Source organism: Lysobacter sp. BMK333-48F3 (genome assembly GCF_019733395.1).
Taxonomy (GTDB): domain Bacteria; phylum Pseudomonadota; class Gammaproteobacteria; order Xanthomonadales; family Xanthomonadaceae; genus Lysobacter.
In genome coordinates, this window is record NZ_JAIHOO010000001.1 from 4,112,566 (window position 1) to 4,130,962 (window position 18,397).

An 18,397-nucleotide genomic window follows, 5' to 3' on the forward strand; every position below is an offset into this window, starting at 1 on the left:
ATGCGCAATGTCTTGGCGACCCATGTCGACGCCCTGCCGGGTCGGGTCGTGGCGACCGCGAACGACCACCGGACCGACCACCGCATTCCCGCGCATAGCCATCGCCGCGCGCAACTGCTGTACGCCGCGCACGGGTTGATGCTGGTCACCACCGTGGCCGGGCGCTGGATCGTGCCGCCGGAGCGCGCGGTGTGGATACCGGCCGGGGTCGAGCACGAGGTGCAGGTGCTGGTGCGGATCAGTACCCGCAGCGTCTACATCGAGCCCGGGGTCAGCGCCGGCCTGCCCGAGGATTGCCGGGTGCTCGGCGTCGCGCCGCTGTTGCGTCAATTGCTGCTGGAGACCCGCGACCTGCCGTTGCCGGGCGAAGCCGACGCGCGCGCCCAGCTGATCTACGCGTTGATCGTGCAGGAGATCGAGCGCGCCCCGGTGTTGCCGCTGGACATTCCGTTTCCGGCCGAGCCGCGCCTGGCCAAGCGCTGTCGCGCCTACCTGGCGCATCCCTCGCCGCACGACGGCATCGACGACTGGTGCCGCGACCTGGCGATGAGCCGGCGCACCTTCACCCGCCGCTTCCGCGCCGAGACCGGGATCAGCTTCGCCCAATGGTGCCGGCAGGCGGCGATCTTCGCCGCGCTGCCGCGCCTGGCCGCGGGCGAGCCGATCACCGCCCTGGCCCTGGACCTGGGTTACGACAGCGCCTCGGCCTTCAGCACCATGTTCAAGCGCATCGTCGGCCTGCCGCCGAGCCGGTACCTGGGCAACGCCGCGTAACGTCGTTGCTGCGGCCAGAGCGCACGCCGCTGCCGTCCCCGCTTGCAGTCCCCCTTTGGAAAGGGGGGCAGGGGGGATTTGCTGTTGCTGTTGCCGTTGCTGTTGCCTTCGCTGTTGCTTTCGCCGCCTCCCCCCGCAAGTCCGCGGTCGCGGCTTACGCCGCTCCTACAAGGGGGCATGCGTCGCGCAAGGGGGCGCGCCGCGCTGTTGCTGTTCCCCCCTTTGGAAAGGGGGGTAGGGGGGATTTGCTGTTGCCTTCGCTGTTGCTTTCGCCGCCTCCCGCAAGTCCGCGGTCGCGGCTTATGACCGGAGGAAATCCCCGTGGGACGCCGCTCCTACAGGGGCACGCGCCGCGCTGGGGGCGGACTACACCGATGCGGCCGCCTCGTCGATCAGGGCGGCGACTTCGGCGGCGCGCGAGGCCAGCGAGGCGTGGCTGGCGTCGAGTTCGATCACCTTCTTCGCGCCCAGCCGGGCCGACATGCGGCGCTGGTTGTCCGGCGAGATCATCCGGTCCTGGCTGGAGATCTGGTACCAGCTCGGCTTGCTCTTCCATGCCGGGGTCGAGATGGCGTCGCCGAAGGTGCCGGCCAGCGGCGCCTTCTGGGTCACGCCCATCACCAGGCCTTCGTCGGCGCTGAGGTCCTGGCAGAAATCCTGGTGGAACTTGTCCGGGCTCAGCCACAGATAGCCGTCGCTGTCCGGGGCCAGGTCCGGCGCGGCCTGCGGCAGGCTCTGCTGGGTGATGCCGCCGGGGCTTTCGCCGGCGTCGGGCGCGAACGCGGCGATGTAGACCAGGCCGACCACGTTGGGCTGGTCGCCGGCCTCGGTGATCACCGCGCCGCCATAGGAATGGCCGACCAGCAGCACCGGCCCGTCGACCTGGGCGACCATCTTGCGGGTGCGCTCGGCGTCGTCGGCCAGCGAGGTCAGCGGCAGCTCGACCGCGCGCAGGCGATGGCCCTTGCGGGCGAGTTCGACGATGACCCGGCTCCAGTGGGCGGCGCCGCCCCAGAACCCGTGGACGAGGACGATGGTCGGCTGACTGCTCATGATCGTGTTCCCGAATGAAGGCGCCAACGAAAGGGAGCGTAGGGAGCCCGTTGGCGGAGATCCCGTACGGCCGGTGTCCGGCCGGCGCGAGCGCGAGGGTTTCATGTCCGCGCGCTAGCCGTCGTGAAGCCGGGCGCAGGCGTTGCGCAGCCGCAACGCCTGCGCCCGGGCTTGTGACCGTGCCGGCCCGAGCGCTTAACTTAGCCAGCCGCCGCTGCCGCGGCGTGACCGAAACGCCGCCATCCGATGCCGAAACGCCAGACCGCCCGCAGCCCCCGATCTTCCCGCTCTTCCGAGCCGGCCGCGGCCGCCGAGCCGGCATCGCTGGCGATGCCGAAGCGTTCGTCGCGCACCCGGGCAGCGCCGGCCGGCGGCTCCAAAACGGGCTCGCGACCGACCGAATCGTCGGAGTTCGACCCGCGGCGGATAGATTCGCTGCAGACCGACCCGCGGCAAACCGACCCGCTGCAAACCGATGTGTTCTTCGAAGCCTTTCGCCTGGCGCGCCTGAACGGCGAACTGGTGCGCGAAGGTGCGCTGCTCGCCGGCCAGCCGCTGCGCTATCCGCGCGGCCGGGCGATGTTCCATTTCGTGCGCGAGGCGCCGTGCAGCTTCGCGATCGAAGCCGGCCCGGGCCGGCGCAGCCGCGTGCAGGCGCAGCCGGGCGATCTGCTGATCCTGCCGCAGGGCTGCGCGCACCGGATCGAGGCCGGCGCCGGCGCGGGCCCGCAGCTGACCAGCGGCGCGTTCGTGTTCGAAGCGCTCAGCGGCGCCGCGCTGATGCGCGCCTTGCCCGGCCTGTTGCACGTGCGCACGGCGGAGCGGGGCGCGGCCGACGAGTCGCCGGCGCAGTGGCTGGCGCTGACTTTCGAGGCGATGCGCAAGGAGACCCGGCAGCCGAGCATCGGCAGCCGGATCATGATCGCGCGCCTGATCGACATGGTCTTCATCTGGGCGGTGCGGCATTGGCTGGCGCAAGCGCCGGCGCAGCAGCGCGGCTGGATCCTCGCCCTGCGCGATCCGCTGGTCGCCCGCGCGTTGGCCTTGCTGCATGCCGAGCCGGCGCGCGACTGGACGGTGGACGCGTTGGCGGCGCGCCTGCATCAATCGCGTTCGGCCCTGGGCCAGCGTTTCGCCGAGCGCGTCGGCGAGCCGCCGATGCGCTATCTGGCCGGCTGGCGCATGCAGTTGGCGGCCGATCTGTTGGCGCGCACCGATGCGCTCGTCTCGCTGGTCGCGGCCCAGGTCGGCTACGGCTCCGAACCCGCCTTCAGCCGCAGCTTCCGCCGCGCCTTCGGCCTGAGCCCGAGCGAGTACCGCCGGCGCGTGCGCGAGCCGCTCAGCCCGGCAGCACCTGCAGGGTGATCACGCACAGCGGATTGCCCTTGCTGTCCTGGCTCCATTCCACCGACTGGACCAGGAAGCTGGTGCCCGGGGCGAAGGTGTACTCGATCTTGTCCGGACCGTCCGACAGCGGGGTGATGTAGCTGGCCGCGTCCCAGACCCAGGCGCCCGGCGGCGGATTGGCGATCAGCACGATCCCGTTCTGGTACTGCAGGGCCTCGTCGTAGGTGCTGCCGAAGCTCCACACCATCTTGGTGGTCAGGGTGTCGCCGGGCTGGATGTAGTCGTCCAGCGCCTGCTGCAGCGGAATCTGCAGCGGCACGGTGGCGGGGCCGGCGTTGAGCGGGCATTGCAGGAACTCGATGCCGAAATGCTCGGTGCCGAGCTGGTAGATGTCGACCTGGCCGCTGAACAGCTGCGCCTGGTCGACGATGCTGGTGCGCGGCATGGCCTGGAAGCCGGCGGCGAGCAGGCGGTTCTCGACGTCGCTGAAGCGTTGCAGCTGGATCGCCACCGCGGCCAGTTGGGTCTGCACGCTCTGCAGCGAATCGGCCGGCACCATCAAAAACGAGCGCATGTAGTCGGGGTTCTGCGGGTTGTAGGTGTTCCAGTTCGATTCCCAGATCGCATCGGCGATGCTGGGCTGGTCCAGCGGCGGCGGCGAGTGGCCCATCGCGGTGTAGCCGAAGATCTTCATCAGCACCAGGCGGGTGAACGAGGCCGTGGTCCAGTCGTAGATCGACATCGCCAGCTGGAACGAATACGGCGTGAACGGAAACAGCCGTTCGCCCAGTGCGCGGATTTCGGCGGTGCTCTTGCCCGGCGCATCCGGGATGTCCTGATACGGCACGTACTTCTGCGCGATCATCGCTTCCAGGTAAGCCGCATCGGCCGGGTCGATCGCCGGCAGCGGCTTGAGCGCGCCGGCGCCGCTCTGGCCGCTGCCGACCGCGGTCACCGCGAAGCGCGCGTCCGCGCTCAGGCTGAGGTCCAACTGCACGCTGGGGTTGGGCGTGTAGTCCAGGCTGACCCCGTTGCAGTCGACCAGATCCATCACCGGTCCGTTCGGAAAGCCGTTCTGGAAATCGGTGATGTCCAAAAAGCCCAGGCCGTCGACGATCAGCCGGCTCGATGCGCCGCTGCCGCCGCGCATCGCGGTCAGCGGTTGGCCGTCGCTGAACCACAGCGCCGCGCCGCTGGGGTTGTCGATCGTGCGCAGCTGCCACATGCGGACCTCGGCGACGGCGGGGCGGGGCGCCCGCCGATATTCCGCCCAACGCCAAGCCGCCGCCGGCGAGGCCAGCCCGCCGCGGCCGCCGGCCGCAACTGCGACCGCGGTCGGGATTCGCCGCGGTCGCGTTCCTGGGGGCGGGCTATTTGGCGATCAGCAACAGCAGCGAGCGCGCCTGCAGGCCATAGCCGGTGTTTTCGCCGCCGATCAGGGTTTCCGCGCCGGGCAGGGCGACCGCGTTCGGGCCCTCGTTCCAGGTCGCGGTATCGGTCACCCGATACCACTGCTTGCCGTTGCCCGGCCAGGGCAGGACGAAGTTCACCGGCCCCGACCAGCCGTTGTAGGCGACGTAGATCGCGCTGGCCGGATCGGCGAACTCGCTGCCGTCGATGCGCCAGGCCAGGGCATGGTTGTCGGTCGCGTTGAAGTAGGCCGCATCGGCCTGGGCGCCGTCGGGCTTGAACCAGCGCAACTGCTCCATCACGTTGCCGTTGTTGTCCGCGCCGGAGTAGAAGCCGGCCGGGCGCAGGGCCGGATGCGCCTTGCGGAACGCGATCAGGCGGCGGGTGTAGGTTTCGTGGTCGGCTTCGATCGCGCTGCGGGTCCAGTACAGCCAGTTGGCCGGCGAATCCAGGTTGTAGCTGTTGTTGTTGCCGAACTGGGTGCGCAGCGCTTCGTCGCCGCCGGTGATCATCGGCACCCCGGCGCTGAGCATCACGAAGGCCAGGCCGGTGCGCGCGGCCTTGCGCTGTTCGGCGACCGCGCCGCCCTGGTCCCAGCTGAGATTGTGGTCCTCGCCGCCGTCGGAGGGGCCGTAAGGCCAGGGCTGGTTGTTCTGCTTGCTGTTGTAGGCGTACAGGTCGTTGAGGGTGAAGCCGTCATGGGCGACCATGAAGTTGACCGAATGCCAGGGCTTGCGGCCGTCGTCGCCGTACAGGTCGCTGGAGCCGGCGAAGCGCGTGGCGAGGGTGCCGGCGGTGACGGTTTCCTGGCCGAGCTTGTTCTGCTTCTTGCGCAGCGCGTCGCGGTACAGGCCGTTCCACTCCGCCCAGCCGGCGGGGAAATTGCCGACCTGATAGGAGTTGCCGCCGATCGCCCAGGGCTCGGCGATCAGGTCCAGGCCGGCGCCGCCGCCGGCCGGGCGCGGCGGCAGCTCGGCGACGATCCGGTTCAGCGCGGTGCCCGAGTCGAGCTTGTCGTAGTTGAAGCAACCGTGCTGGCAGGTGTTGCCGAGCACCGAGGCCAGGTCGAAGCGGAAACCGTCGACGCCGAGGGTGTCGCGCCAATAGGCCAGCGAGTCGACGATCAGGTTCTGCGCCGTGGGGTGGCGGGTGTTGTAGTTGCCGCCGACGCCGGTGTTGTCCCAGGGGTGCTGGTAGTCGCTGCTGAGCGAGTAGTAGCCCGGGTTGTCGAGGCCGCGGAACGACAGCAGGTTGTACACGGTCAGACCGTCGCTGCCGCCCCAGGGGCCGCCTTCGCCGGTGTGGTTGTAGACCACGTCGATGTAGACCTTGATCCCGGCGTCGTGGAAGGCCTTGACCATCGCCTTCCACTCGCGGGTCGGCCCGCCCGGCGACTTGTCGGCGGCGTAGCGACGGTCCGGAGCGAAGTAGTTCAGGGTCATGTAGCCCCAGTAGTTGTCGCCGGCGGTCGAGTTCGGGGCGATGTCGTTCTGGTCGTTCTGGGTCTCCTGCACCGGCAGGAACTCGACCGCGGTGACCCCGAGCGAGGCCAGGTGGGCGGCCTTGCGCGCCGCGCCGGCGTAAGTGCCGCGCTCGGCCGCGGGCACGCTGTCGTCGTTGCGGGTCAGGCCGCGCACGTGCACTTCGTAGACCACTTCGTCCTTGAGCGGACGGCTGGGCTTGCTGCCGATCGAGCCGGACTGCGGCGCCAGGGCGATGCCCTTGGCCGCGCAGGCGCCGCTGTCCTTGTGCCGGTGCGACGCGCCGCTGGCGTAGATCGTGCCGTCGGGGCAGGCGGCGGTGTTCGGGTCCTGGCTGATCTCGCGCGCGTAGGGGTCCAGCAGCAGCTTGTTCGGATTGAAGCGGTTGCCGGCGGCGTCGACGTCGCTGACGAAACCGGTGCTGCTGCCCTTGGTCCACGAGGCCGAATACGGCCAGTTCGGCCCCCAGGCGCGGTAGCCGTAGTACACCGCGCCGGTGATGCCGTAGCTGTTCTTGATCGTGGCCACCGGCAGGGTGGTCGACCAGACGTTGCTGGCCGCGTCCTTGCTCAGGGCGATGCGCGCGACCTCCTGCGAGCCCGAGCCGGCCTTGTACAGCCAGACCTCGACCCGGGTCGCGCGCGAGGACCAGACCCGGAAGGCGAGGTTGGCCTGCGCGGCGTCGTAGCGCGCGCCGAGCTGCTGGGCGTCGATCGCGGCCGATGCGGCCAGCGGCCAGGCCGTCGCGGCCGACAGCGCCAGCAAAGCTATCGCAATGAAGTTGCCGCGACCGGCTGCTGCCGCAATCCCTTGCCGTTCCGTGTTCCGCATCGTCGTTGCCTCGTCGTTCCGCCGCGCACATCGCGCGGGAACACTCTAGGCGCGATGCTGCGCCGCTCCGGAGCGACTGCAATCGTATTCACGGCGGGATTCGTGACGCGCAACGCTTCTGCGCGACGGTAGCGGCCGGCGCGATCGCAGTGTCGCAAGCGCTTTCTAACGACCGGATTCGGCGGACGGGCGTGCCCTCTGCTTCACGAGCTTCGTTTCGGCCCGCTTCACTTCACCCGATGCTTCCCCAGCTTCCGCGCCAGCGTCCGCCGGTGCATGCCCAGCCGTCGCGCGGTTTCGGAGATGTTGAAGTCGGTTTCCGCCAGAACCTCGTGGATGCGTTCCCATTCCAGGGTCTTGATCGAGGTCTGGCGTTCGGTCAGTTCGACCGAGGCGTCGCCTTCGGCGCGGGTGAAGGCGGCTTCGATGTCGTCGGTGTTGGACGGCTTGGCCAGGTAGTGCAGGGCGCCGAGCTTGATCGCTTCGACTGCGGTGGCGATGCTGGCGTAGCCGGTCAGGACCACGATCAGCATGTCCGGGTCGTGGGCGTGCAGGGCCTGCACGCAGGCCAGGCCGGAGTCGCCGCCGGCGAGCTTGAGGTCGACCACGGCGTAGCCGGGCGAGTGCTCGCGCAGCAGTTTGCCGACCTCGGCCAGGTTGGCGGCGTGGTGCACCCGGTAGCCGCGGCGTTCGAACGAGCGGCTCAGGGTGCGGGCGAAGGCGGCGTCGTCTTCGACGATCAGCAGCCGGCGCGGGGCGGCGTCCTCACTCATCGGCGGGGGCCTCGTTGAGGGTCAGGGAGGACAGCGGCAGGCTGACCGTGACCACCGCGCCGCTGGGTTCGCGGTTGCGCGCGGCGATGCTGCCGCCGAGCTGGCGGGCGACGTTCAAGGATAGGAACAGGCCCATGCCGCGGCCGGGGCGGCCCTTGCTGGACTGATACGGCTTGCCGAACTGGCTGAGCATGGCCGGGGCGAAGCCGGGACCGGCGTCGCTGACTCGCAGCACCAGCCGGTCCTCGTCGCGCCAGGCTTCCAGGCCGACCCAGTCGGGCGAGGCTTCCAGGGCGTTGTCGAGGACGTTGCCGATCATCTGCTTGAGGCCCGAGTCGGAGACGATGGCGACGTCGGCGCCGAACTCGTTGGCGTAGTCGAAGCCGCGCACCGGGCGGGTGCTGCGCCATTCGGCGACCAGGTCGTCGAGGAACTCGCCGACCGTGGTCTCCACTGGCGCGTCGCCGCGCGCTTCGCCGGCCGAGAGCAGGATGCCGGTGACGATCGACTTGCAGCGCTGCAGCTGGGTCTGCATTTCGTCGAGTTCCTGCAGCAACTCGGGTTGTTCGGTGAACGGCTTCATCCGCCGCCAGTCGCCGAGGATCACCGACAGCGTCGCCAGCGGCGTGCCCAGCTCGTGCGCGGCGCCCGAGGCGAGCAGGCCCATGCGCACGATGTGCTCTTCCTCGGCGGCGCGCTGGCGCAGGTCGGCCAAGTGCTGGTCGCGAGCGCGCAGGATCCGGCCGATGCGGGTGATGAACACCACCAGCAGGGTCGCGTTGAGGGCGAAGCACAGCAGCAGACCCTGCACGTACGGATCGGCGAGGCCGCGGGTCGGGTCGGCCGGGATCACCACCGGTCCGGAGAAGGTGGTCAGGGCGACGAAGCAGGCGGTGGTGACCAGGACCATCGCGCAACTGGCCCAGGTGCGCAGCAGCACTGCGGCCAGGGCGACCTGCAGCAGGTACAGGAACACGAACGGATTGGCCGCGCCGCCGCTGAGGTAGAGCTGCGCGGTCAGGGTCATCACGTCGATCAGCAGGGCCAGGAACAAGGCGCCGTTGGTGACTTTCTCGCGATGCCGCCAGCGCAGCGTGCTGACCAGGTTGAACGCCGCCAGGCAGGCCAGCACGATCGCCATCGGCGCCAGCGGCAGCTGGATGCGGAAGCCGAAATGGACGAACAGGATGGTCGCGACCTGGCCGATCACCGCGATCCAGCGCAGCTGGATCAGCTGGTGCATGTTGCGCACCCCGGCGCTGGCGCGCAGGGCCGGAGACAGCAGCGGCGCGGGCGACCCGGAAAGGGGCGGCGATGCAGGCCGGGCGTCGGTCGCGCGGGGGGGCGAAGTGTCCTGCATCGGCGGGCCTCAACGAACCTCATCGGTCGGCGGCGGTACGGCACGGCGCCGCCGGCGTTGCTCCAGGGCCACCCGCCAGGCCGCGCCGGCGACCATCAGCGCCAGCCCGAACCAGGTCAGCGCGTAGACCAGGTGACTGTTGGGAAACTTTATCACCGTCAGTCCGCCGACCGGTTCCTGCGCCGGGTCGGCGCCGGCGTCTTTCGCCCGGTCGGCGTCGACGAAGTAAGGCGCGACCGGCTCGCCGGCGAGGCCGCGGGCCACGGCTATGGCGGCGACGTCGCGCGAATGCCAGCGGTCCTGCGCCGGTTCGTTCTTGCGCAGGAAACCGCCGCCGGGCTCGCTGAGCCGCAGCAGGCCGGTCACTTCGCCGGCGGCCGAGGGCGGCGGCGCCTTGCGCTCGCGGACGAAGCCGCGGTTGACCAGTACGATCTCGCCGGCGTCGGTGCGCAAGGGGCTCAGCAGCCAATAGCCGGGGCCGAGCTCGGTGACCGCCTGGGTGTAGGTGTCGTGGCCGGCGAGATAACGGCCGCTCAGGCGCACGTGGCGGTACTCGTCGCGGGCCGCGCTCACGCTCGCCCAATCGGCCCGCGCCGGCGGCGCCCCGGGCGGCGCGTGCACGCGCGCTTCGACCCGCTCGATCAGGTCGAGCTTCCAGGCGCGGCGCTGGACCTGCCAGCTGCCGAGCGCGATCAGGCCCGCGAACAGGGTCGCGAACAGCAGGTACAGCGCGACCAGCGCGAAAACGCCGCGCGGCCGCCGGGCCGGGGTCGCCGTCATGGGTGCCACCTCGCGAACTACGGGTACGAAGCCGCGACTGCGTCGGGGCTCATCCTAACAGCACGGGCCTTCCCGGGCCCTGAAAACGCGATGCCCGGAACGGTGCATCCGCCCGGGCATCGCATCGTTTCAAAGCGGCGAAGAGCCATTGGATCCCAGCTCTCCTACGCGGTCTCCCCGCCTCAAGGCATGGAGCGCATATCGTGCGGCACCGGCATCATGTTGACGTTGAGGTGGTGCATGACCCACAACGAGCCGGCCAGCATGATCACCACCAGCACCAGGGTGAAGATCAGCGCGAGCATGTTCCAGCCGCCCTCCGACTTCGTGTTCATGTGCAGGAAGTAGATCATGTGCACGACGATCTGCACGACCGCGAAGGCCAGGATCACGAAGGCGGTGGTGCCCGAGCTCGGGATCGCCTTGGACATGACCAGCCAGAACGGGATCGCGGTCAGGACCACCGACAGCAGGAAGCCGATCGCGTAGCCCTTGACGGTGCCGTGGTAATCGTCGCCGTCGTGGTGGCCGTGGCCGTGATCGTCATGGCCGTCGTGGCCGTGATGATCGTGGCCGTTGTCGTGGTGTTGATTGGCGACCGGGTGGCTCACGGCAGCGCTCCCATCAGGTAGACGAAGGTGAAGACGCCGATCCAGACGACGTCGAGGAAGTGCCAGAACATCGACAGGCACAGCAGGCGGCGGCGGTTCTCCGGGATCAGCCCATGCTTGCCCAGCTGGACCATCAACACCACCAGCCAGACCACGCCGAAGGTGACGTGCAGGCCGTGGGTGGCGACCAGGGCGAAGAACGAGGACAGGAACGCGCTGCGCTGCGGGCCGGCGCCCTCGTGGATCAGATGGGCGAACTCGTACAGCTCCAGGCCGAGGAAGGCCAGGCCGAACAGGCCGGTGATCGCCAGCCAGCCCTGCACCGCGGCCAGCTTGCGCTTGGTCATCGCGATCATCGCGAAGCCATAGGTGATCGACGACAGCAACAGCATCGCGGTGTTGATCGCGACCAGCTGCAGGTCGAACAGGTCGGCGCCGGACGGGCCGGCCGCGTAGCTGCGGCCGAGCACGCCGTAGACGGCGAACAGCACCGCGAACACCAGGCAGTCGCTCATCAGGTACAGCCAGAACCCGAGCAGGGTGCCGTTCTGCGGATGGTGCTTGCCCTTCAGGTCGAAGAAGACCGGGCGCCCGTCGGCGGTTTGGGTGGCGATGGCGTCAGACATGGGCGGCGGCCAGTTGTTGCGTGCGCTGGTTCTCCGTAGCGGTGACTTGCTCCGCCGGGATGTAGTAGTCGCGCTTGTAGTTGAAGGTGTGGACGATGGCGGCGATCAGCATGGCGACGAAGGACACGCCGGCGACCAGCCACATCTGCCAGATCAGGGCGAACGCGCACAGCGTGCTCAGGCCGGCGATGACCACGCCCGCGGCGGTGTTCTTGGGCATGTGGATCGACAGGAAGCCCGAAGTCGGACGCTGATAGCCGCGCTGCTTCATGTCGTGCCAGGCGTCGTTGTCGTGCACCACCGGGGTGAAGGCGAAGTTGTAGTCCGGCGGCGGCGAGGAGGTCGACCATTCCAGGGTGCGGCCCTGCCACGGATCGCCGGTTTCGTCGCGCAGCGCCTTGCGGTTGCGGATCGAGACCGCGACCTGGATCAGGAAGCTGAGGATGCCCAGGGCGATCAGCGCCGCGCCGAAGGCGGCGATCACGAACCAGATCTGCAGCGAGGAGTCCTCGAAATGGCTGACCCGGCGGGTCACGCCCATCAGGCCGAGCACGTACAGCGGCATGAAGGCGAAGAAGAAGCCGATCTGCCAGAACCAGAACGAGCACTTGCCCCAGAACGGATCGAGCTTGAAGCCGAAGGCCTTGGGCCACCAGAAGTTGATGCCGGCGAACAGGCCGAACAGCACGCCGCCGATGATCACGTTATGGAAGTGGGCGATCAGGAACAGGCTGTTGTGCAGGACGAAGTCGGCCGGGGGCACCGCCAGCAGCACGCCGGTCATGCCGCCGATGACGAAGGTGACCATGAAGCCCATCGTCCACAGCATCGGCACTTCGAACCGGATCCGGCCGCGGTACATGGTGAACAGCCAGTTGAAGATCTTCGCGCCCGTCGGGATCGAGATGATCATCGTGGTGATGCCGAAGAACGAGTTGACGCTGGCGCCCGAGCCCATGGTGAAGAAGTGGTGCAGCCACACCAGGTAGGACAGGATGGTGATCACCACCGTCGCGTAGACCATCGAGGCGTAGCCGAACAGGCGCTTGCCGCTGTAGGTCGAGACGACCTCGGAGAAGATGCCGAAGCAGGGCAGGATCAGGATGTAGACCTCCGGGTGGCCCCAGATCCAGATCAGGTTCACGTACATCATGGGGTTGCCGCCCAGATCGTTCGTGAAGAAGTTGGTGCCCGCGTAGCGATCCAGCGACAGCAGCACCAGCACCGCGGTCAGCACCGGGAACGCGGCCACGATCAGCACGTTGGTGCACAGCGAGGTCCAGGTGAACACCGGCATCTTCATCATGCTCATGCCCGGCGCGCGCATCTTGACGATGGTCGCGATCAGGTTGATGCCGGATAGCAATGTGCCGACGCCTGCGATCTGCAGCGCCCATATGTAGTAGTCGACGCCGACCCCTGGACTGTAGGCGATGCCCGACAGCGGCGGATAGGCCAGCCAGCCGGTGGTGGCGAACTCGCCGACGAACAGCGAGACCATCACCAGCGCGGCGCCGCAGGCGGTCATCCAGAAGCTGAAGTTATTGAGGAACGGGAAGGCCACGTCGCGCGCGCCGATCTGCAGCGGCACCACGTAGTTCATGAAGCCGGTGACCAGCGGCATCGCCACGAAGAAGATCATGATCACGCCGTGGGCGGTGAAGATCTGGTCGTAGTGGTGCGGCGGCAGGTAGCCGGCGTTGTCGCCGAACGCCATCGCCTGATGCAAACGCATCATGATCGCGTCGGCGAAACCGCGCATGAGCATGACCAGCCCCAGCACGATGTACATGATGCCGATCTTCTTGTGATCGATGCTGGTGAACCACTCGTTCCAGAGGTAGCCCCAGAGCTTGTAGCGGGTAAGCAGGGCGACCACGCCGATGCCGCCCAGCGCGACCATGGCGAAGGTCGCGATCAGGATCGGTTCGTGCAGCGGGATCGATTCCCAGCTGAGCCGGCCGAAGATCAGGTGGGCGGGGTGGGGTTGTTCTGTCATCTTGACTCCGAAGGTCCGCTGCCGGACCTGGCGCCCGCGGGCGCGCTGGCTAAACGAATGCGGTGGCTGAGCGGCGGCTGCGCGGCTTAGGGCGCGAGAGTGGCGACGCCCCAGTTCGGGGTCGCGGCGTTGGGCGAGGTCAGGCACATCGCCGACGCCACGTACGGACCGCCGCGCAGGTCGCCGATGCGGCGCTGGGCGAGCGCGTCGGTGCTCAGGCCGAGGCCGCCGGCGGCGTCGATCGCCATCATCTCGTCCATGCACATCCGGCTGGAGTCGACGCAGCGGTTGAGGATCGCCTGGTACAGGCCCGGCGCGACCGCGCCGTAGCGGCGTACCGGTTCCTTCTCGCTGGGCTTTTCCAGCTCCAGGTAGCCGGCGCGCTCCAGGGTCGTGCCGCTGGCGCGGTTCTTCGCCACCCAGGCGTCGAAGCCGGCCTGGTCCAGACCGTGGAAGCGGAAACGCATGTGCGAGAAGCCGGCGCCGCTGTAGTTGGCGGAGAAGCCCTCGAAGTCGCCGGGCTTGTTGATCACCGCGTGCAACTGGGTCTGCATGCCCGGCATGGCGTAGATCTGGCCGGCCAGGGCGGGAATGTAGAAGGAGTTCATCACCGTCGAGGCGGTGATCTTGAACTGGATCGGCCGGTCGACCGGCGCGGCCACTTCGTTGATCGTGGCGATGTTCTGTTCCGGGTACAGGAACAGCCACTTCCAGTCCATCGCCACCACTTCGATCACCAGCGGCTTGACGTCGGCGGCGACCGGCTGGCCGGGCTTGATCCGGTCGAGCGGACGGTAGGGATCCAGGGTGTGGGTGCTGACCCAGGTGATCGCGCCGAGGACGATGATGATCAGCAGCGGCGCCGACCAGATCACCAGCTCGAGCTGGGTGGAGTGGTCCCAATCCGGCTTGTAGGTCGCCTTGGTGTTCGAAGCGCGGTAGCGCCAGGCGAAGAACAGCGTCAGCGCGATCACCGGCACGATGATCAGCAGCATCAGCACGGTCGAGATCACGATCAGGTTGCCTTGCTGCTGGGCGATATCGCCCGACGGGTTCAGCACCACGGTGTTGCAGCCGGCCAGCGCCAGCGCGGCGCCGGCGACGAGCAAGGGTCGGAACAGAGTCTTGAGAGCGTTCATTAATCTGACGCGTAGGCACGAGCGGGGCCGCGACGGCCGCGGCGATGGGCGCGATCCTAAAGGCCGGGCGCGGCGCGGACGATTGGACGTTTTGTCCCATGCGCTGCGCTGCAGCATCGACGAGGCGGGCGGCGGGCGAGGGCGGGGCCGTCGCGCCGTCTTCACGAAACCCAACAACGGCGCGGCCTGGCGCTGAACAGGGCGTCCGCGGGACGGTATTGGCGTCGTCCGCAGACCGGAGTAACGTCGGAGAGGCGGGTTAAGCGACCCGCCCGTTCCGGCACAGCCGCCGACCACGGACCGCAACCCGTACCGAGCGCCCGCCTATGATGCCTATGCCCAGCCATGCCCTCCCGGAGTCGTCCCGCACCGTTTCCGTCCATGGCCCCGAGCCGCACGGCGAGGTCAAGCCGGGCGAGATCGCGGTCGGGGTGGTGATCGGGCGGGCCTCGGAGTACTTCGACTTCTTCGTCTACGGCATCGCTTCGGCGCTGGTCTTCCCCTCGGTGTTCTTCCCCTTCCTCGACAAGCTCGAGGGCACCCTGTGGTCGTTCGCGATCTTCGCCCTGGCCTTCGTCTCGCGGCCGCTGGGCACGGTGCTGTTCATGTGGATCCAGCGCCGCTGGGACCGCAGCACCAAGCTGACCGCGGCCCTGTTCCTGCTCGGCAGCTGCACCGCCGGCATCGCCTTCCTGCCCGGGTTCGCCAAGATCGGCAGCCTGTCGATCGTGCTGCTGGCCCTGTTCCGGCTCGGCCAGGGCGTGGCCCTGGGCGGCTCCTGGGACGGCCTGCCCTCGCTGCTGGCGCTCAACGCGCCCAAGGAGCGGCGCGGCTGGTACGCCATGCTCGGCCAGCTCGGCGCCCCGGTCGGCTTCATCATCTCCGCGGCCCTGTTCGCCTACCTCTACGGCGCGCTGTCGCCGACCGACTTCTTCGACTGGGGCTGGCGCTATCCGTTCTTCGCCGCCTTCGCGATCAACGTGGTGGCCCTGTTCGCCCGCCTGCGCCTGGTGCTGACCCACGAGTACGAACGCGAACTGGGCGAGCACGAGCTGGAGCCGACCCCGGTGCTGGAACTGGTCGGGGCCAAAGGCCGGCACGTGGTGATCGGCGCCTTCGCCGCCCTGGCCAGCTATGCGCTGTTCCATATCGTCACCATCTTCCCGCTGTCGTGGATCCTGCTGTACTCGGACCAGTCGGTGCCGCAGTTCCTGGCGGTGCAGATCGTCGGCGCCTTCCTCGCCGCCGGCGCGGTGGTCGCCTCGGGCTCCATCGCCGACCGTTTCGGCCGGCCGCGCACCCTGGCCGCGCTGGCCGCGGCGATCGCGATGTTCAGCGGTTTCGCGCCGACCCTGCTCGGCAGCGGCGCGATCGGGCAGGACGCCTTCATCCTGATCGGCTTCGTCCTGCTCGGCCTGTCCTACGGCCAGGCGGCCGGCTCGGTGACCGCGAACTTCGGCTCCAAGTACCGCTACACCGGCGCCGCGCTGACCTCCGACCTGGCCTGGCTGATCGGCGCCGCGTTCGCGCCGCTGGTCGCGCTGGGCCTGTGCGCCCGCTTCGGCCTGGCCTTCGTCGGCGTCTACCTGCTGTCGGGCGCGGTCTGCACGATGGCCGCGCTGGCGGTCAACCGGGCGCTCAAGCTGCGCAGCTGATCCCGCCCGCGCCGGCGACGCCGGCGGATCGACCACGACGGCCTGCGCTTGCGCGGGCCGTCGTGTTTTGCGAGGTCGTCAAGGCATGAGTTGCGGAACGGGCCGGAGCCCGGCGCTGCAGCGGATCGGCAACGGCCGGTAGTGCCGCGCGTCGCCATGCGTCTTCGCATATATATATATAGGCCTACGTCGCGCGACGCCCGGCGTAACCCGGCGCCGATTTTCTTTTTGCCGAATTTGGCGGATTGCGCTCGCGGGTTCATGCCGTCTCGACGGCAGGCTGAGACGGCGATGCGTCGCATGCCCCGTCGCTCGAACTCGCGATCGTGGCGGCGATGCGCGTTGCGGGCCGTCGCCGAATCCGCTGGCGACGTTCGCTTCGTCGTTGCGCATACGTCGGCGTACGCGATCGTGCGCCCGCTGTCGGCGTGGCTGGCGCTCCAGAGCAGCGGCTGCGCGTCGCAACGGCGGCCCTCGCGCGCAACCGTATCGTTCGCCGGTCGCGCAGCGACCGCGTGTGACGCGCATTCGTGGCGAACGGTCCGCGCAATCGCCGAAGCGACGGCTGCGGCGAAGAATGCGGCGCCGCATGTCGCGCCGACGCGGCGCGAGAAACCGGCCGTTAATCGCCGATAACGAATCGCATGCACATGCATTGCGGTCGAGGCAGGTGCGGTGCGACCGGATATTGCAGGTCATCGGCAAGCGATACGCGCATTCGAGTTGCGCAAGAATTGCCGCGAATTCGCGGGGTTTGCGCAGTGGCGTCGACGTTCTCTGTCCGAGTGCGCGTTCGGTTCGCACCTGAATGTGACGAAGCCACGCGAACGAGTTGAATGGAAACAAGCCGTCCGCGCAGAGTTTGATCGGGTACTCCGTTTGCAAACTTGCACCGCATCGTGCGTAAAGAATTTTCAACACGACGATATATGTTATCGGCGCAGTCAGCGTACCCAAGCCTGTTGCGCTAGCCGGATTCACGAAGCGCCACGCGCTTCCAAGCCACGCGACCGAAGCTCGCCACGAGTAGTACCCGCGACGCATGGCGCGCGGGAACCAGAGAGAGCGCACGTATGCAGGAGGCGACCGTCGAGCAAGCGCCGACATCGTCGAGCGAACAGCCGAGCACGCCATCGCCGCAAGCGCCGTCGCACGCGCGCTCGACATTCGGGCTGCTGTGGCTGAGCGAGACCGCGTTCGACCTGGGCACCACCCTGGTCAGCTTCGCGGTCGGCGTATGGATTTTTTCGCAATCGGGATCGACCCAGGATTATTCGTTGTCGGTGCTCGCCGCGGCCTTGGCGGCGATGCTGGCGACGCCGTTCGCCGGCGCGTTCGCCGACCGCTACGACCGGCGCTGGGTGGTGCTGTGCTGCGATCTCGGCGCGATCGCAGGCACCTTCGCGATCGCGCTGGCCCTGGTGTACGGACGCATCGGCATCGCCGCGCTGTATCTCTATGCGGCGGCGGCCTCGGCGCTGGGCGCTTTGCGCAGACCCGCGATCCGCGTCGCGATCAGCCGGTTCGTGCCCAAGGACCGCTTCGCCCAGGTCGGCGGCCTGACCGGCATTTCGCGCGCCTTGGTCCAGGTCGGGGCGCCCACCGCGGCCGGCTTCCTGATGGCGCGCCTGGGCCTGCAGGGCGTGATGGCGACGCAGCTGTGCCTGCTGTTGGCCGGCGCGGCGCTGGTGTTCGCGGCGTTGACCCGCGCCGGCGACGGCGTGCGCGGCGGCGAGGCGGTCGCGGCGGCGACGCTGCTGGGAGGCGCCAGGAACAGTCTCGGCGGCGCGTTCGACTATCTGCGCGAGCAGCCGCTGATGCGCGCCTTGCTGCTGTACGGGGCGCTGGTGCAATGCCTGATGGTGCTGGCGACGACGCTGCTGACGCCGATGGTGCTGTCGACCCATTCCAGCGACGTGCTCGGCCTGGTCATGTCGGTCGGCATCGTCGGTGGGTTGCTCGGCTCGGTGCTGGTGGCGACGGCCTGGATCCGTCGCGAGTTGATGCGCTGGATCCTGGTCTGCGACGCCCTGCAATGCGCGGCGGTGTTGGTCGCGGGCTACGCCACCGGCCCGGCATGGTGGTGTGCGGCCGCGTTCGTCTGCCTGTTCTGCGGCAGTACGTCGGTGGCGTGCTCGCATGCGCTGTGGATGCGCAAGGCGCCGTTATCGCGCCAGGGCAGCGTGTTCGCCCTGATCGCCGCCAGCAACATGCTGGTGATGTGCGTCGTGCTGCTGTTCGGCGGCTGGCTGGCCGACGCGGTGCTGGAGCCGGCCTTGCGCGAAAGCGGTGCGCTCAGCGCCACGGTCGGCGGCTGGTTCGGCACCGGGCGAGGGCGCGGCATCGGTTTTCTGTTCTTCCTTAGCGGTGCGATCGGCCTGACGTTGACCTCGATCGCGCTGGGCAATCGCCGCCTGCGCCGGCTCGAAACCCTGGTGGCGGACCGCAGCGATCCCTGATCGCGCCGGCGCCGCTCCACCCACGCGATTCCGCCAGGTACGCGACGGCACGGCGCGCATCGGCAACCGACTCTTCCGACTTTCCATTCAATCGACCCC

General features: G+C 68.7%; 14 protein-coding genes. 4 read left to right on the forward strand and 10 right to left on the reverse strand.

The features are described from left to right. On the forward strand, positions 1 to 774 hold the full coding sequence (locus tag K4L06_RS17835) for a helix-turn-helix transcriptional regulator (protein WP_221672671.1): 774 nt from the start codon (positions 1 to 3) through the stop codon (positions 772 to 774). A gap of 366 nt (positions 775 to 1,140) precedes the next feature. Here the strand turns inward: K4L06_RS17835 and K4L06_RS17840 are convergent, their stop codons facing one another. After that, positions 1,141 to 1,827 carry an alpha/beta hydrolase gene (locus K4L06_RS17840; RefSeq protein ID WP_221672672.1) on the reverse strand — a complete coding sequence of 229 codons (687 nt, stop codon included), beginning with the start codon at positions 1,825 to 1,827 and terminating at the stop codon, positions 1,141 to 1,143. Between the two features lie 330 nt (positions 1,828 to 2,157). Here K4L06_RS17840 and K4L06_RS17845 point away from each other — a divergent pair, with 330 nt between their 5' ends. Then, positions 2,158 to 3,192 (forward strand): AraC family transcriptional regulator, encoded by a 1,035-nt coding sequence (locus tag K4L06_RS17845; RefSeq protein ID WP_221672673.1) that lies wholly within the window; start codon positions 2,158 to 2,160, stop codon positions 3,190 to 3,192. On the opposite strand, the gene K4L06_RS17850 is transcribed toward K4L06_RS17845, so the two are convergent. The 9 genes from K4L06_RS17850 to cyoA form a co-directional block, all read right to left on the reverse strand. Then, positions 3,167 to 4,399: a hypothetical protein gene (locus K4L06_RS17850; protein WP_221672674.1), complete on the reverse strand. Its 1,233-nt coding sequence runs from the start codon at positions 4,397 to 4,399 to the stop codon at positions 3,167 to 3,169. The genes K4L06_RS17845 and K4L06_RS17850 overlap by 26 nt on opposite strands. 145 nt (positions 4,400 to 4,544) lie before the next feature. Continuing rightward, positions 4,545 to 6,830: an isoamylase gene (locus K4L06_RS17855; protein WP_221672675.1), complete on the reverse strand. Its 2,286-nt coding sequence runs from the start codon at positions 6,828 to 6,830 to the stop codon at positions 4,545 to 4,547. Positions 6,831 to 7,123: 293 nt separating this feature from the next. After that, positions 7,124 to 7,669 (reverse strand): response regulator transcription factor, encoded by a 546-nt coding sequence (locus tag K4L06_RS17860; protein ID WP_221672676.1) that lies wholly within the window; start codon positions 7,667 to 7,669, stop codon positions 7,124 to 7,126. After that, a complete protein-coding gene (locus K4L06_RS17865; RefSeq protein WP_255595206.1) occupies positions 7,662 to 8,912 on the reverse strand; it encodes an ATP-binding protein in 1,251 nt (416 codons plus the stop codon). The genes K4L06_RS17860 and K4L06_RS17865 overlap by 8 nt, the downstream gene beginning before the upstream one ends. Positions 8,913 to 9,038: 126 nt before the next feature. Then, entirely contained in the window at positions 9,039 to 9,809 is a 771-nt protein-coding gene (locus K4L06_RS17870) for an SURF1 family protein (protein ID WP_221672678.1), read from the reverse strand. 182 nt (positions 9,810 to 9,991) lie between these two features. Further along, positions 9,992 to 10,420, reverse strand: a complete 429-nt coding sequence (cyoD, locus tag K4L06_RS17875) for a cytochrome o ubiquinol oxidase subunit IV (protein WP_221672679.1) — start codon at positions 10,418 to 10,420, stop codon at positions 9,992 to 9,994. Then, positions 10,417 to 11,046, reverse strand: a complete 630-nt coding sequence (cyoC, locus tag K4L06_RS17880) for a cytochrome o ubiquinol oxidase subunit III (protein ID WP_221672680.1) — start codon at positions 11,044 to 11,046, stop codon at positions 10,417 to 10,419. Before cyoC ends, cyoD begins: the two co-directional genes overlap by 4 nt. After that, positions 11,039 to 13,015, reverse strand: a complete 1,977-nt coding sequence (cyoB, locus tag K4L06_RS17885) for a cytochrome o ubiquinol oxidase subunit I (protein ID WP_221673678.1) — start codon at positions 13,013 to 13,015, stop codon at positions 11,039 to 11,041. Before cyoB ends, cyoC begins: the two co-directional genes overlap by 8 nt. Positions 13,016 to 13,131: 116 nt before the next feature. Continuing rightward, positions 13,132 to 14,184, reverse strand: a complete 1,053-nt coding sequence (cyoA, locus tag K4L06_RS17890; RefSeq protein WP_221672681.1) for a ubiquinol oxidase subunit II — start codon at positions 14,182 to 14,184, stop codon at positions 13,132 to 13,134. 326 nt (positions 14,185 to 14,510) lie between these two features. On the opposite strand from cyoA, the gene K4L06_RS17895 reads away from it, so the two are divergent. Both K4L06_RS17895 and K4L06_RS17900 read left to right on the forward strand, forming a co-directional pair. Then, positions 14,511 to 15,839: an MFS transporter gene (locus tag K4L06_RS17895; protein ID WP_255595209.1), complete on the forward strand. Its 1,329-nt coding sequence runs from the start codon at positions 14,511 to 14,513 to the stop codon at positions 15,837 to 15,839. Positions 15,840 to 16,912: 1,073 nt separating this feature from the next. Further along, positions 16,913 to 18,298 (forward strand): MFS transporter, encoded by a 1,386-nt coding sequence (locus K4L06_RS17900; RefSeq protein WP_221672682.1) that lies wholly within the window; start codon positions 16,913 to 16,915, stop codon positions 18,296 to 18,298. Positions 18,299 to 18,397 lie beyond the last annotated feature (99 nt).